At 45.8% G+C, this 15,908-nt stretch carries 14 protein-coding genes; 9 read left to right on the top strand and 5 right to left on the bottom strand.

The features are described from left to right. Window positions 1-17 precede the first annotated feature (17 nt). From araA to fucO, 8 genes are all read left to right on the top strand, one after another. Window positions 18-1,442, top strand: a complete 1,425-nt coding sequence (gene araA / locus BAU14_RS05260; protein WP_161899040.1) for an L-arabinose isomerase — start codon at window positions 18-20, stop codon at window positions 1,440-1,442. A gap of 171 nt (window positions 1,443-1,613) precedes the next feature. Then, complete coding sequence (locus BAU14_RS05255) at window positions 1,614-3,983, top strand: phosphoketolase (protein ID WP_161899039.1); 2,370 nt, start codon at window positions 1,614-1,616, stop codon at window positions 3,981-3,983. A 497-nt stretch (window positions 3,984-4,480) separates the two neighbouring features. After that, a complete protein-coding gene (locus BAU14_RS05250; protein ID WP_237580418.1) occupies window positions 4,481-5,086 on the top strand; it encodes a sugar O-acetyltransferase in 606 nt (201 codons plus the stop codon). Window positions 5,087-5,168: 82 nt separating this feature from the next. Further along, window positions 5,169-6,011 carry a helix-turn-helix transcriptional regulator gene (locus BAU14_RS05245; protein ID WP_161899038.1) on the top strand — a complete coding sequence of 281 codons (843 nt, stop codon included), beginning with the start codon at window positions 5,169-5,171 and terminating at the stop codon, window positions 6,009-6,011. Between the two features lie 171 nt (window positions 6,012-6,182). Then, on the top strand, window positions 6,183-6,614 hold the full coding sequence (locus tag BAU14_RS05240) for a universal stress protein (RefSeq protein ID WP_161899037.1): 432 nt from the start codon (window positions 6,183-6,185) through the stop codon (window positions 6,612-6,614). Window positions 6,615-6,763: 149 nt separating this feature from the next. After that, window positions 6,764-7,039, top strand: a complete 276-nt coding sequence (locus tag BAU14_RS05235) for an AAA family ATPase (protein ID WP_161899036.1) — start codon at window positions 6,764-6,766, stop codon at window positions 7,037-7,039. A gap of 6 nt (window positions 7,040-7,045) precedes the next feature. Then, window positions 7,046-9,097, top strand: a complete 2,052-nt coding sequence (locus BAU14_RS05230; RefSeq protein ID WP_161899035.1) for a cation:proton antiporter — start codon at window positions 7,046-7,048, stop codon at window positions 9,095-9,097. Window positions 9,098-9,300: 203 nt separating this feature from the next. Continuing rightward, window positions 9,301-10,452: a lactaldehyde reductase gene (gene fucO / locus BAU14_RS05225; protein WP_161899034.1), complete on the top strand. Its 1,152-nt coding sequence runs from the start codon at window positions 9,301-9,303 to the stop codon at window positions 10,450-10,452. 293 nt (window positions 10,453-10,745) lie between these two features. Here fucO and BAU14_RS05220 read toward each other — a convergent pair whose 3' ends face one another. From BAU14_RS05220 to BAU14_RS05205, 4 genes are all read right to left on the bottom strand, one after another. Then, window positions 10,746-11,456 carry an MgtC/SapB family protein gene (locus BAU14_RS05220; protein WP_161899033.1) on the bottom strand — a complete coding sequence of 237 codons (711 nt, stop codon included), beginning with the start codon at window positions 11,454-11,456 and terminating at the stop codon, window positions 10,746-10,748. A 119-nt stretch (window positions 11,457-11,575) separates the two neighbouring features. Beyond that, entirely contained in the window at window positions 11,576-12,001 is a 426-nt protein-coding gene (locus BAU14_RS05215) for a YrvL family regulatory protein (protein WP_161899032.1), read from the bottom strand. A gap of 157 nt (window positions 12,002-12,158) precedes the next feature. After that, window positions 12,159-13,658 (bottom strand): helix-turn-helix domain-containing protein, encoded by a 1,500-nt coding sequence (locus tag BAU14_RS05210; protein WP_161899031.1) that lies wholly within the window; start codon window positions 13,656-13,658, stop codon window positions 12,159-12,161. 76 nt (window positions 13,659-13,734) lie between these two features. Continuing rightward, entirely contained in the window at window positions 13,735-14,151 is a 417-nt protein-coding gene (locus BAU14_RS05205; RefSeq protein ID WP_161899030.1) for a MerR family transcriptional regulator, read from the bottom strand. A 122-nt stretch (window positions 14,152-14,273) separates the two neighbouring features. Between BAU14_RS05205 and BAU14_RS05200 the strand changes: the two genes are divergently transcribed. After that, window positions 14,274-15,260 carry an aldo/keto reductase gene (locus BAU14_RS05200; protein WP_161899029.1) on the top strand — a complete coding sequence of 329 codons (987 nt, stop codon included), beginning with the start codon at window positions 14,274-14,276 and terminating at the stop codon, window positions 15,258-15,260. Between the two features lie 128 nt (window positions 15,261-15,388). Here the strand turns inward: BAU14_RS05200 and BAU14_RS05195 are convergent, their stop codons facing one another. Continuing rightward, window positions 15,389-15,868 (bottom strand): universal stress protein, encoded by a 480-nt coding sequence (locus BAU14_RS05195; protein ID WP_161899028.1) that lies wholly within the window; start codon window positions 15,866-15,868, stop codon window positions 15,389-15,391. Between the last annotated feature and the right edge of the window lie 40 nt (window positions 15,869-15,908).

Raw genomic sequence — 15,908 nt, 5'->3', positions numbered from 1 at the left:
ATAAAGGAGAATTACCCATGCTGAAATTAGATAAAAAAGTATTCTGGTTCGTCGTTGGCTCCCAATACCTGTACGGCCCGGAAGCCCTGGAAGAGGTCAAAAAAGATGCCCAAGCAATCACTGACGGGCTGAACGAAAGCGGCAAACTGCCTTATCCGGTAGTCTTGCAGGACTTGGCTGTGACGGCCGATGCCATCACCGGCATCATGAAAGAGGTCAACTACCGCGATGAAGTAGCCGGAGTCATCACATGGATGCATACCTTCTCGCCGGCAAAAATGTGGATCCGCGGCACCAAAATGCTGCAAAAACCATTGCTGCATCTGGCTACGCAATTCAATGAAAGCATTCCTTGGCCGACCATCGACATGGACTTCATGAACTTGAATCAAAGTGCTCACGGTGACCGGGAATACGGCTTCATCAATGCCCGCCTGAAAAAACACAACAAGATCGTCGTAGGCTATTGGAAAAACACTGATGTTCAAGAAGATATTGCTGCCTGGATGGATGTTGCAGTAGCCTACAATGAAAGTTTCAACATCAAAGTGGCTCGTTTCGGCGACAACATGCGTAACGTCGGTGTGACTGAAGGGGACAAGGTCGAAGCACAGATTCAATTCGGCTGGACAGTAGATTACTTTGGGATTGGTGATCTGGTTCAATACGTGGATGCAGTCACTGACGAAGAAGTCGATGCGTTGTTTGCAGAATACAAAGAATTGTATGATTTTGATTACGGCGACTACGAACACGAGAAGTGGGATGCCCACGTCAAAGTACAGGCAAAACAAGAAATCGGGCTTCGCCGATTCTTGGGAGCAGGCGGCTACAATGCCTTCACCACCAACTTTGAAGACCTTTACGGCATGCAACAACTGCCGGGCTTGGCCGTTCAACGTCTGATGGCTGATGGTATCGGATTTGCTGGTGAAGGGGACTGGAAGACAGCGGCTATCGACCGTTTGATGAAAGTCATGGCTCGCGGTGAAAACACCGGCTTCATGGAAGATTATACGTATGAAATGGCAGCCGGCAAAGAAGCAATCCTGCAATCTCATATGATGGAGGTGGATCCGAGTTTGGCGGTCAACAAACCGAAGATTGTCGTTTCGCCGTTATCCATGGGCGATAGAGAAGATCCGGCGCGTTTGGTATTTGACGGTAAAGGTGGCGCCGGTGTCGTGGTTTCCATGGCTGATTTCGGTACTCACTACAAACTGCTGATCAATGAAGTCGATGCTTTTGAGCCGACTGAAGCTGCTCCAAAACTGCCGGTAGCTCGGGTGATGTGGACCCCGCGTCCGGACTTCAAAAAAGGAATTCATGCTTGGATTGAAGCTGGTGGCGGACATCACACGGTCGTTTCGTTGAATTTAACTGTAGATCAGATCGAAACCTGGGCAAAGATGGTCGACCTGGAATTTGTGACAATCAAATAAGTAATCCTCGTTTAAACAGAAAATCGGCCGGGTTGCCACCAAAACCGCAGCAGCCTGACCGAGATTCTTTTGAAATAATAAAGGTAAAAAATACCTATTAATAAGATGCAGTAAATTTTTTTAGTGATGTTTAAGTGTTTTTTACTTTAAAAAAGGGAGAGTAACAGCGCAATGACAGTAAACTACGATTCAAAAGAGTACTTGGAAAAAGTCGACGCATGGTGGCGGGCAGCCAACTATATCTCTGTTGCCCAAATGTATTTGAAAGACAATCCGTTGTTGACACGGGACGTTACTGAAGAAGATGTGAAGATTCATCCTATCGGGCACTGGGGTACGATTGCCGGCCAGAACTTCATCTATGCTCATTTGAACCGGATCATCAATAAATATGATCTGAACATGTTCTACATCGAAGGTCCCGGACACGGCGGTCAAGTGATGGTCTCCAATTCTTACATCGACGGCAGCTACAGCGAAATCTATCCCGAAATTACGCAGGACGAAGAAGGTCTGAAGAAGCTCTGCAAGATCTTCTCATTCCCGGGCGGTATCGCATCTCACGCAGCGCCTGAGACACCGGGGTCGATCCATGAAGGCGGGGAGCTCGGCTACAGTATGTCTCACGCAACTGGTGCTATTTTGGATAATCCGGATGTCATCGCTGCGACTGTAATCGGTGATGGTGAAGCCGAAACCGGTCCTTTAGCAGGTTCATGGTTCTCCAACTCATTTATCAACCCGGTCAATGATGGCGCAGTACTGCCAATCTTGTATTTGAACGGTGGCAAAATCTCCAATCCGACGATTTTGGAACGCAAATCAGATGCCGACTTGACGAAATATTTTGAAGGTATAGGTTGGACGCCGCTGTTTGTCGGCGGCACCGATCCTGAAGCTGTTCATCTGGAAATGGCGAAAATATTGGATGAAGCCATTGCTATAATCAAGGATATCCAGAAAAAAGCCCGTGCCGGTAAAGCTGAAGATGCGGTGATGCCGCAGTGGCCAGTGATTATCTGCCGGACTCCTAAAGGTTGGACCGGTCCGAAAGCTTGGAATGGTGAACCAATCGAAGGTGGTTTCCGTGCTCACCAAGTGCCGATTCCGGTAGATGCTCATCACATGGATCATATCGAAGCATTGGTAGATTGGTTGAAATCTTACCGTCCCGAAGAATTGTTCGACGAAAACGGTACGATCAAAGATGAGATTCGGGAAATATCTCCTAAAGGGAATCGCCGGATGTCCACCAATCCGATTACAAACGGCGGGATTGATCCGAAACCGTTGAAGATTACTGATTGGAGACAACACGCAATCGATACGACGACACCGGGTGCTGTAGAAGCGCAAGACATGACGGAATTTGCGAAATTTGCCAAAGACCTGATCGTAGAAAATCCGGAAAATTTCCGTATCTTCGGTCCTGACGAAACCAAATCCAACCGGATGGCAGAAGTCTTCAAAGTGACTAATCGTCAATGGATGGAAGCACAAAAACCGGATTATGATGAATGGATCGCACCGGCTGGCCGAGTAATCGATTCTCAACTTTCCGAGCATCAATGTGAAGGTTTCCTGGAAGGCTATGTATTGACTGGACGTCATGGTTTCTTCGCATCATACGAAGCTTTTCTGCGGGTCGTGGATTCCATGATCACCCAGCACTTCAAATGGTTGCGAAAAGCTGCGGATCACAAATGGCGCAAACGCTACCCATCACTGAATCTAATTGCGACTTCAACGGTGTTTCAACAAGACCACAACGGTTACACCCACCAAGATCCGGGTCTGTTGACTCACTTGTCTGAGAAAAAACCGGAATTTATCCGTGAATACCTGCCGGCTGATGCCAACTCCTTGATGGCAGTCATGGCAGAAGCATTGCAATCCGAGGAACTGATCAACCTGATCGTGTCTTCTAAACACCCACGCCCGCAATTTTACTCCGCTGACGAAGCAGAAGTTCTGGTCCGGGAAGGTCTGAAGATCGTTGACTGGGCTTCGACTGACGGCAATCAAGAGCCGGATGTTGTGATCGCAGCTGCCGGAACGGAACCAAACTTGGAAGCTCTGGCAGCAGTTACAATCTTGAATAAAGCTTTTCCGGATTTGAAGATTCGCTTTATCAATGTGGTGGACCTGTTGAAATTGCGTCATCCGAGCCAAGATCCGCGGGGCTTGAGCGATGATGAATTCAATGCCTACTTTACAACGGATAAACCAATCGTCTTTGCTTTCCACGGTTACGAAGGTTTGATTCGGGATATTTTCTTCAAACGGGCAAACCACAACCTGCATATTCACGGATACCGTGAAAACGGCGATATCACTACACCATTTGATATGCGTGTTTTCTCAGAAATGGATCGCTTCCACGTTGCCAAAGACGCTGCCGTGGCTGCCAAAGGTGCCGCTGCCGGTGAATTTGCGCAGAAGATGGACGACACCATCAACTTCCATCACGACTACATCCGTGCTAACGGGGTCGATATCCCGGAAGTTGTCAATTGGAAATGGGAACCACTCACCAAATAATTCTGTTTCTTCATTGATTGTTATATCGTTCGGTTTCGGAAGCTGTGAGCACCACACTCACAGCTTCTTTGCTGTGAAACACAGCGATTGACTGCTGGAAGCAGACAGAGCTGATGTTGAACAGTAGCAGCCGACCGGAGGAAAGGTGGTCTCCTTCGTACGAAACACAGCGATTGACTGCTGGAAGCAGACAGAGCTGATGTTGAACAGTAGCAGCCGACCGGAGGAAAGGTGGTCTCCTTCGTACGAAACACAGCGATTAGCTGCTGGAAGCAGACAGAGCTGATGTTGAACAGTAGCAGCCGACCGGAGGAAAGGTGGTCTCCTTCGTACGAAACACAGCGATTAGCTGCTGGAAGCAGACAGAGCTGATGTTGAACCGAGCTAATCGCTGATTTGGCAAGCGAGCCGAATCACTAATGAGTTCTGAGGAAAAATAAAAAAATGCAGGCAACTTGAGAAAGGAATGATCCCTAATAAAATCGGAATTGGAAAAGATGATTGCCGGTGAAATGTATCATCAAACACCGGAGCTTTTGGAAGTGCGTTTTGCCACACGGGATTTATTGTATGAGTATAATCGCTGCCATCCCCGGGATATGGCGACCCGCAGCCGGCTGATCAAAGAAATGTTCAATCGCGTCGGTGAAAAGTATTTTATCGAGCTGCCGTTTCATGTGGACTACGGTTTCAATGTGACCATCGGCGAGAATTTTTTTGCCAACAATAATCTGACACTGTTGGATGTTTGTCCAATCACGATCGGCGACGATGTGCTGCTGGCGCCCAATGTCGGGATCTATACAGCTGGTCATGCGTTGGATCCGCAGCTGCGTAAAATGACCGATGGTGAATTTGGACAACCGGTGGTCATTGGCAACAACGTCTGGGTCGGCGCCAATGTTTCGATCCTGCCGGGAGTGACCATCGGCGATGACACAGTTATCGGTGCCGGTTCGGTGGTCACCAAAGATGTTCCAGCCGGTGTACTGGCAGCCGGGAATCCTTGTCGGGTCATTCGTAAATTCGATGAGCGGGACCGTAAAACTTATTATCGTGACTTGCCGATCCCGCAGTCCTACTTGGATCGGTTGTCAGACTGACGGAAAACCACGTATAATAACAAGGAGTAAGTACAGGGGCACAGCTGTCCGCGCTGAATTCGAGTAGAAGGGAGCCAGCCTGTTGGAAAAAATTTTGATCGGAAGACCTGTAGAAATTCATTTTCACTGGTGCGGCTATCTTCATTCGAAGGAGCCTTGGAAGCATGATGAACGGACCAACCTCGACTATGAACTGATGATCGGTATTGAAGGGAAAGTCTACTTCAATATTGCCGGAAACGAGGTGATCCTGGCTGCAGGAGAACTGCTGCTGATTCCGCCGAACACGCATTTTTATGGCAGTCGAGCCCACGGAAATGTCGGCTTTTACTGGCTCCATTTTGAGATGCTGGGAATGGAGCAGGCATCGGTGCAGAGTGCACCCCGTTTCAACGAGCCGGAGCGCTGGCAGCTGCCTCTTTATGAAAAAAATCTGATCTTGGACAACGAACTGCTGTTGCTGCAGCAGCTTCAGACGGTCAAGGAGATGGAGTTTCCTACCCACCAGTTATTGGATGCGTATACGGCGACGCTTTTACTGAGCGTCAAAGAAAAATACCTGCTATCCTTTCAGGAGCGGCAGGGGGAGAAGCATTTTCTCATCGACTATGTGAAGGAATACCTGCAGCGCAACTACCAACGCAAGATCACAGTGGGGGAGCTGGCAAATTATTTCGGCTACAATAAGGCCTACCTTTCCAATCTCTTCTCCAGGGAAGTCGGCCAGACCGTAACCCAGTATCTGCACACGCTGCGGTTGGAGCGGGGGCGGCAGCTGCTTTTAACATCCAATTACAGTATTCGAGAAGTCGCCGAACGAGTAGGAATTGAAGACGAAAAGTATTTCAGCCGTCTGTTCCAAAAACAATTTCAGATAGCTCCTCGCAGCTATCGCAAAAGATACGGTCTCATCAATGAGATGTGACGAGGGCAAAACCAGACCTGTCCAGTCGAAGCTCCGGCTACGGCTAACGGGTCTTTTTGTGTTATGCTTAAGATAGAAAAAGAGAGTCGCAGCAAGTGCATTTTTGGATGTGAACAGACAGGTTGTGACACCTGAAAGTGATTTACCGGACAGAGACGAGGAGGGATTTTCATGAACGAGACTTATCAAAACATTCTGGTGGCTTTGGACGGCTCCCGCTTGGCAGACAAAGCGTTCACAGAGGCTGTTAATATCGCTGCTGCCAACAACGGTCGTCTGACACTGATTTCCATCATCAATGATGCCGAGTTAACTACTAGTGCCTATTCGTTTTCAAAATTGTTCGCCCAAGAAAAAGAGCACGCCGAGACGGAGCTCTTGAAAAAAATCCATGATGCTGCCCAAAAAGGGGTAGAAGATGTTACGCCATTTGTTGAAGTCGGCAATCCCAAGCAGATCATCGTGAAATATGCCGCCGACAATGCCAGTGACTTGATTATTATTGGAGCTACCGGAAAGGGTGCTATCACCCAGTCGCTGGTGGGATCCACAACTTCTTACGTAGTGAATCATGCACCTTGCAATGTGTTGGTGATTCGCTGATATGGCCAGAATCGCCAATTGTCAAAAGCTCTGACCGCAGGAAAAACGGTCGGAGCTTTTTTGAAGAGCACTTTCGTTGTTCGGCCAAAAAACTGGTGCTGACGCTCATTTGGAAAAATAGACAAATAGATAGAGAAGGAGTAACAACCATGAGCAAAAATTTTGAAGAAAAAATGCGGCTAATCCGGGAAAAATACGGGAGCTTGACAGTGGAGGAACGTCGCCAAGTACTGAGTAAGATCAAGCGGCGAAATATTTTTGCTTTTCGTAAATTGGAAAGAATCAAACATGAACTGCTACGCTTGGAAAGCAGAAGGGCGCAATTAGAAGAAGATCCGGTGCAATTAGCAGAATTAGAAGAAAAAATCCTGGCCCGCAAAGAAGCGTTTTTCAAGTTGCTGCGGGATGCGGATAAAAAGGAGTGATAGCCTATGGAGTTAGTTGAACTGGTTATCGTAATTACCGTGGCTATCACCTTTTCAAATGTTCTGGCGAAAATCTTGCCGAACATCCCGATTTTTTTTGTACAGATTTTTTTGGGGATTTTGGTAGGGTTATCTCAATGGGGGCGCAGCCTGAACTTTCAGCCGGAGATTTTTTTGGTGTTGATTATTGCCCCGCTGCTATTTCGAGAAGGAGAACATGCCGATTTGGCCACGATTTTCAAAAATTTCGGCACAATCTTGTCGCTGGCTTTCGGTGGCGTGATTTTGACATTATTGGCTGTGGGTGGATTGTTGAATGTGTTGATGCCCACAATCCCTTTGGCAGCTTGCATGGCATTCGGGGCAGCGTTAGGCCCAACGGATGCAGTAGCGGTGTCTTCAATCGCTAAGCCTTTAAAAATGCCGCCGCGGGTGATGCGGATTTTGGAAGGTGAGGGGCTACTGAATGATGCTTCCGGCGTTACAGCCTTTCAATTTGCTGTGGCTGCATTGATTACCGGCAGCTTTTCTATTTGGCAGGCTTCTTGGCAACTGCTGGCCGCCAGTCTCGGTGGAGTATTGGTGGGAGGGTTAGTGGTCTGGCTGAAACGACGGGTGATTCGAGTAATCGAGCAGGCACAAGCACAGGAAGTCACTTCGTATCTTTTGATTGAGCTGCTGTTGCCCTTTGTTGCGTATGTCTTTTCAGAGCTTGTTGGAGTTTCGGGAATTATTGCAGCAGTTACCGCCGGTGTAATGCAGGCAGGTGGGCGTCAGAAGGTGACTTTATTTCAGGCCGAGCTGGCCAATGTGTCACAAGCGGTCTGGAACACGGTTGTCTTCACATTGAACGGGCTAGTATTTATTTTCCTAGGAATCGAGATTTCTCAGGTGTTTTCACCAATTTGGGAAAGTGACATCTACGCCAATGAGCGATTGCTGCTAGTAATTTTACTAGTCACGGTGTTATTGTTTGTCATCCGTTTGCTATTTTTACTCCTGTTAAATGTCTTTTTAGTGAAGGATGGGCAGCGAAAGTCCAAACAGGAAATCTTGCTGCTGACTTTCGGTGGTGTCAAAGGAACTGTCAGCTTGGCCACAATCTTCATTTTGCCGACTGCTTTACACGGAGCCGCCTTTCACCAGCGGAGTGTCTTGTTGTTTTTGACAGCCGGTGTCATCTTGTTGAGTCTGGTGATCAGTCTGGTAGTCATGCCACTGATTGCAGATGGAGAAGCAGAAGCACCGGTAGACGAAAAAGGGATCGCGGTATTGGAAGAAGTTTTAAAAGAGCTGCAACAAGACGAGGCTGCGGGAAATCTGACAGAAAATGAGACGATTGCGTTAAAAGCTGTGCGGCAAAGTTATGCCAGTCGAATCTGGGAGACCTATACAGAAGCCATGACTGACAGTGAGCGGCAAGAAGTTCAGGAAATTCAGGCTTTGATCTTGTCCATTGAACGAGATGGGTTGGATGAAAGCTTTCGCCGCCAGTTGATTGATGTCAACAGCTATCGTTTTTATTCTCGTTTCATTGCCAATTTCCAGCATTCTTTCGGGCGCCAAATCTTGTCCTTTCTTAGCTTTTGGTTATTGGTAGTTCGGCGCATTTTGCGGGTAATTTTGCATCCTAAGCTTTTTTGGCAAAGACGTCATGAAGACCAACAAGGCCCTGCTCCAGTAGATTTGGAACAGCTTCAGACGGTATATCGCCGCAATACGCAGCTGATTCAACAGAGTTTGGCCAGTCTGGAAGGCGTTTATGATGAAAAAATTATTACTTATTTTTTGCAGCAGCGAAAGACCATGATGGGTAGTCTAAAGCGCAATGATTTCATGGCGGCTGTGATGATCCGACAAGATCCCGCCTTCACGAAGGAAGTTTTGCGGGGCTATTATCTGGAGCGCAAAGTCATCGATGAGTTTGAAAGCAGGGAGGAAATTACAACCTTTTCTGCCAATGAATACCGGCGTAAAGTCAATCTATTGGAATCTTATGCCATGAGCCAGATTGGCAGTACTCCAAATTTTTCAATGAAACGGTTTATTCGAAAATGACGAAACTACTGCTGGAAACAGCAGTGGTTTTTTTTATTTGAAAACAATTAAAAAACAGAAAATATGTTTTTATAGCGCTTTCAACTGCTGGCGAGGCTGTTATAATTGTTTTTGTGATATAAATCACAAGTAAATGACTTAATGATATCTGACAGAGGCAGCCACTAGCTACATCTGTTGCTTATTTTCAGGAGGAAATACAAATGGCAAATCGTATGATCTTAAATGAAACATCATATCACGGAAAAGGAGCTATCGAAGCAATCCCAACCGAGTTTATCGCGCGGGGTTTCAAAAAAGCAGCAGTCATCACTGACAAGGATCTAATCCAATTCGGAGTCGCTGATAAAGTGACTGGTTTGCTGGATCAAGTTGGTATCGAGTATGAAGTGTTTGATGGTATCATGCCCAATCCAACCATTGAAAATGTTCAAGAAGGTGTTACTTTTGTTAAAAATTGCGGTGCTGATGCCATCATCGCAATCGGTGGTGGTTCACCAATTGATACCGCCAAAGCAATTGGGATTATTGTTGCCAATCCGGAGTTTTCTGATGTAGTTAGCTTGGAAGGTGTGGCGGCAACCCAGAATCCCTCTTTACCAATCTTGGCAGTGCCTACCACTTCTGGAACGGCAGCAGAAGTGACCATTAACTATGTAATCACGGATAAGGAAAAGCAGCGAAAATTTGTTTGTGTGGATGTCCACGATATTCCAGTGGCCGCTTTTGTCGACAGTGACCTGATGATGGGCATGCCAAAAGCGTTGTGTGCAGCAACGGGAATGGACGCTATGACCCATGCCATCGAAGGGTTGATTACCAAAGGCGCATGGGAGATGAGTGACATGCTTCACTTGAAAGCCATTGAAATCATTGGTCGCAGCTTACGGGATTCAGTAGCAGGAGATGCCAAGGGTCGTGAAGAAATGGCATTGGGACAATATATTGCTGGTATGGGCTTTTCTAATGTGGGGTTGGGTTTGGTACATGGGATGGCTCATCCGCTGTCGGCTTGGTACAATATTCCCCATGGTGTGGCTTGTGCCGCCCTGTTGCCCACTGTGATGACATACAACAAAGATTTTACTGGCGAAAAGTATCGCGAAATCGCCAAGGCATTGGGCGTAGCAGGTGCGGAAACTAAAACTATCGAAGCTATCCGTGAAGAGGCTTGTGGAGCGATTAATCAGCTTTCCAAAGATGTGGGTATCCCAGCGACAATCTCTGAACTCGGAGTTAAAGCTGAAGATCTTCCGGCCATTGCAGAAGATGCCTTCCGCGATGTTTGCACACCAGGCAATCCACGAGATACCACAGTAGAAGAGATTATCGCTATCTATCAAAGCTTGATGTAAAAGAACGTAACAATCGTCGTGTTATCCCTTCAAAGCGAAGGATACCAAACGTGAGACACAAGCAAAAGACAAGTAACTTCCATTAAGAAATAGTGGAAGCTGCTTGTTTTTTCATTATTGAAAATCCTAAATGCTGACTAGCCTTATCCCTAAATTGTAAACTGCTGATGTTTAGTTGGTATCATTGGAAAAATATTTTTTCACAACACTACCACTTATTTATACAAGTGCAAAAAAAGCCCAAGCAACTGTCTGCCGGTTGGATATAAGCAGTCGCTTGGGCTCAAGTAAATTCAATTTAAGATTTGCACTTTCAGGATATCGGGATTTTCTGATAAGCGGAGCATCAATTCATGCTCGTCGACATCTCGAGGAATTGTGATCGTGTAGATGACAGAATAAGTACGAAACGTATCATCTGGCAATCGCTTCACTTCAAAATCCATGTTGTCGATGGTAATCCCTTTGTCTCGGAGTAGTTTAGTGGTAAATGGGCGCGAGGAATCCCAATGTTCCATTTCCATCAACAAGCGCCTGGTACGGGGAGCGGGAACAACATAAGTGACAAAAGTCAGCGCGCCTAAGACAGCTAAAAATCCGACAATGGCAATCTGATAGTAGCCCATTCCGCAAGCGATACCTAAGCCGGCCATTGTCCAGACGGAAGCAGCTGTTGTCAATCCAGAAACGGACTGCTTATTCATGACAATAGTTCCGGCTCCGAGAAAACCGATTCCGCTGACAACCTGAGCAATTAGACGAGCCTCATCACTACGGACCACGCCGACTAATTTGGGATTGTTAATGGAAAATTCGATGGAGCGCCAAGCAATTTCTTGTTGAATCAAGGCGATGACTGCGGCACCAACACAAACCAAAATATGGGTCTTCATTCCGGCTGGTCGGCTTTTGTATTCCCGTTCATAACCAATTGCACCACCCATTAGAATTGCCAATAACAGTCGGAAAAGAATTTCGAGAATCGTCAAATCAAATTTTTCCATGACAACACCAACCTTCGTTAAAGTTCGTATAATTGTTAAAGCTCGCTAAAGGCTAAAAAATGAATTTTTGTAGCGGGTTAGCTAGAGTAAGTAGCCCGACTGAATGGAAGGCAGCACATTTAGCGCTGACGGGGTGTATCAGTTGTATTTTTGTTACGAGTGAGTAAAAGTTCTAACGCTGAAAAAAGCAGAGCCGTTGTCGCAGCCGCTCCAAGAGGAATAAAGACAGAATCCATTATAGCATCGGCAAACAACATTAAAAGTAATGTGGAACCGGTATCAAACAGCAAATAGATCAGTCTGCCACCGGGAACGTGGGTAGCGACGAGGCGCTTTTCAAAAAAAGTGGCGATGGGTGACAAAGGCAGGCCCATCAGAATTACTGCCAACATAAATCCAATCAGACTGAGTTTAGAGCTATAATGGGCACCAAGTAGATTCAAGACAGCCGCTCCTAGCAACGCTAAAAGCATGGCGGTGACGGTTGTTGCCAGAAAAGCTGCTGCCACGACACCAGGCGGAGTATTTTTAGGAATTTTTGGCATGATGACCTCCATCATTGGCTCAACATTACATAGGAGAGCCGATTTTAGAAAACAGCTCTATTATAACAGAGGTCGCCGATAGGACAAATCATTTCATCAGTTTCTTCAACACATGTCTTTTATTTGGAAACCTTTATAGTAAAGAAGTTGCCAACACTCAGATAAAGCGAAGTTTCCCAGTTTTTTGATAGAAAAAATCTCGCAGCCAATAGAAGATATAAGGCAAATCTTCATCTTTGGCTGCGATATTCCAGACAAAGCAGGGAATATCAGGATAGTCTGTTTTGAAGCTGGCAGTGGAGGCCACTACTAAGTCGTATTTGGCGGATTCCGCAGGACGAAAGTTTTCACCATCTACAAAATAGATGGAATTCAGAACCAGTAAAATCTTGTCGTGAATGATGCTGTTGGGCTCAGCGACAATCCCAACTTTCAGCTTTGTCCATTCCATGTGCTTCACATAGTAAGGCCGTAAAATGTGACCAAAGCTTTTTCGCATTGTGGAATAATAATCTCGGTATTCTTCGTATTGTTGCGCCTGTTCCCCTATGAAGAAGGTGAGAACCTGTTGCTCATACAGCAGGTTTGCTTCATTTACTTCTTCTTCTTGAATCAAAAAATAGTGAAGATTTGGAAAAGTCCCGCGAAAAAGCCAGATACCTGCACCGGCTTGTGCAATGTTCAGCTGCAGAAGAGTCCGCTGCTTTTCCTCGATTCGTTGATGAAAATAGTGGGTTTCAAAATACGTCAAAAAATCATCTCCCAAGGACAATAGTCGAGGGATTTTTTCAGTCAAAATTTCTTTACGAGAACGAATCAAGACTGAATCAGGATCAGTAAAGTTAGGGCTGATCAGGGAGTTAGCGACTAAGCCGCCAGTTTCAGATCGAACATAGTTTGGCGGAATTAACGGATTATCTTTACATAACATTAAGTCAAAAAGTGGGTTATCACGAAACAATTGGCCCACCCGAAGATTCTCTTGGGTATAATGCTGCTGGCGCAAGCGGAAGTATTGAATAATTAATTTCAATCGATAAAGTTTCTCGCTGATGTAATGGTGTTCAGCTGGGATTTGCTGAAGTAATTTTGGCAATAACGACTCATCAATATCGTAAGGTTCAAAGAGTTTGGTTTCGCCCTTGGTTCCCATCCAGAAAAGATAAAACAACGATTGTCGTAGCAGCAGCTCGTCTTTTGATTCTAGAGAAGCGTTCGTTACACTCAAGTGAATACCATAGATTTTTAAGTATTTTTGTAAATTCCGGACGTTACGAGTAAGCGTGGATTGGCTAATGTAGTGGGCAGCTAAAAAGTCATTCAAATCCGGTTGTGCTTCTTTTAATAACCAGATAAGAAATTGAAAGGGAATCGAATAATTCCGTAACAAAGTAAGGCGGAATTGTGTCAAGCTGATAGTCACTTTATCCAATTGAAGAGTTTTTGACTGTAGAAATAAGTTAGCTTGTTGAGGGTCGATTTTCTCGATGACTTCTGCAATCCGTTCCAGAATGTATTTGAGTTTTGATGAGGAGTTATCGGTTAGAGAAGCTAAGTTTCGAAGCGGATAAGGACGTTTTGGCAACTTGCTCAGCTCTTCGAAAACCCGGTAATACTCAAATTGTGATTTGCTAAACATCAGACTTTCGTAGTGCATAATTCGCTTCCTTTCAATAAAAATTTGTATCAGGTTCCTGGAGAATAGAAGTTTTTCAACCAGTTTCCAAAGAAAATTAGGCAAACTCGTCCCACTGTGGCGCAGGTTGGTTGTGCTCTGCCGCTATTTTTTTTGCTTGATAAAAAGCCAGTTTGCTGTGAATATGTTTCTGGTTGGACAACAAAAGCTTTAGCTGCTCTTCAATGACGTTGCATTGGTCACCAAGAAGAGTTACCAATGCATTAAAATCATGGGTCTCGTCTTCGTGATAGAAGAATTCCTGAATCTGGCTGATGGTCATGCCCGTTTGTTTGAAGCACTGAATGGCCCCTAACCGACCTAAATGCTGCTCTTCATACAGGCGGTGTTTGCCATTGCGCCGAACATTTTTTAACAGACCGACTTCTTCGTAGTAGCGCAATGTTGAGGCCGGTAGATGAAATTTTTGGCTGACCTCGCGGATTGTGTAGGTATTTGTAGCTGTGGTAGTCATCGAACCACTCTCCAATCTTTTTTTGCTTTTTTTGCGGAAACCGCTTTACTTCAAGTTTACTTGAAGTGTTATAGTGAGTAAAGGAAAAGCTGCTTTGTTTTACAGAACAGGAGGAAAAACAGATGTATTTGGCAAAAAAAGATCGTTATGACAAGATGCAGTACAATCGAGTCGGTCATTCCGGATTGAAACTGCCCGCGGTTTCTCTGGGATTGTGGCACAATTTTGGCGATGTGGACAAGATGACTACGCAAAAAGAAGTGATCTTCACGGCTTTTGATAACGGCATCACCCATTTTGATTTGGCGAACAACTACGGACCGCCAGCAGGTTCGGCAGAAACGAATTTTGGTCGGATTCTAAAGGATGATCTGGGGGCCTATCGGGATGAAATCATCATCTCGTCGAAGGCAGGCTATTACATGTGGCCGGGACCATATGGTGAATGGGGTTCAAAGAAAAATCTGATTGCCAGCTGTGACCAGAGCTTGAAGCGGATGGGGCTTGATTATGTGGATATCTTCTATCATCACCGTCCAGATCCGGATACGCCATTGGAAGAAACTGCCCACGGGCTTGATCTTTTGGTACGGCAGGGAAAAGCGTTGTATGTCGGGGTCTCCAATTATTCACCGGAGCAGACAGCTGCAATCAGCAAGCTCTTTAAAGCATGGGGCACGCCATTTATCATTCATCAGCCGCAATACAACATGTTCAATCGCAGTATTGAAGATGGGCTGACAGATGTCTTGGCTCAAGAAGGATTGGGTGCTATCGTCTTTAGCCCGCTGGCGCAAGGCTTACTGACAGATCGTTATTTGGATGGCATTCCAGCTGATTCGCGGGCCCATCGCTCTGACAGTCCGTTTCTTTCTGAAGAGCGGGTAGTGGATACATTGGATAAAGTCCGCCGCCTAAACGAGATTGCAGAAGGTCGCGGCCAAACATTGGCAGAAATGGCTTTGGCTTGGAATTTACGGCTGCCAGAAGTTTCCAGTGTCTTGATTGGGGCATCGCGTGTTAGTCAATTGGAAGATAATCTGAAGGCCTTGGATAATCTGGCATTTGCACCGGAAGAATTGACAGCCATTGATGCAGTCTTAAACTAAATCTAAAAACAGGCTTCACCACAACTGCGAAATCCAGTGATTGTGGTGAAGCCTGTTTATGTCAAAAAAACGGATGCCAAAAAGTTGCTTCAGCACCCGTGTTTTTTCAGCTTAAAAAGCTGCAAAAGTTATTTTTTTTCTTTTTTATTGTCGACAATTTTGTTTTCCAGATCAGTCCGGACGACTAGAACATCACAGGCAGCGTTGCGGATGACGTATTCAGAAACCGAACCGATAAAGAGGCGTTCCACCGCATTTAGACCGGTAGCTCCCAACATGATTAGATCAACATCGTGTTCTTGTGGTAATTGTTTTGCGATGAGAGGCTTAGGTGCGCCATACTCGATGACAGTCGTAATCTCGGTGCAGTCTTGCTCTTTAGCGTATTTCAAGTAGTCATCTAACGTTTGTTTGGCCATCTCAGTGGCTTGTTCTGCCAACATTCCGTCAAATGAAGAAACCGTCTGAAAGGCCCGAGTGTCGATAACGTGGGCAATGATTAGTTTCCCTTGATTTCGTTTTGCGACGTTGACAGCTTTTTTGAAAGCCAGTTCTGCTTCACTGGAACCGTCGACGGCTACCATGATCGTTTTATATTGTTGCAGCATATAGATCACTCCTTTTTATCTTGTGCTTGCTGTTGTCTAC

It is taken from the genome of Candidatus Enterococcus leclercqii, assembly GCF_009933135.1.
GTDB lineage: Bacteria > Bacillota > Bacilli > Lactobacillales > Enterococcaceae > Enterococcus_C > Enterococcus_C leclercqii.
The sequence above is the reverse complement of the archived record's forward strand: the minus strand, read 5'-3'. Positions and strand labels throughout refer to the sequence as shown.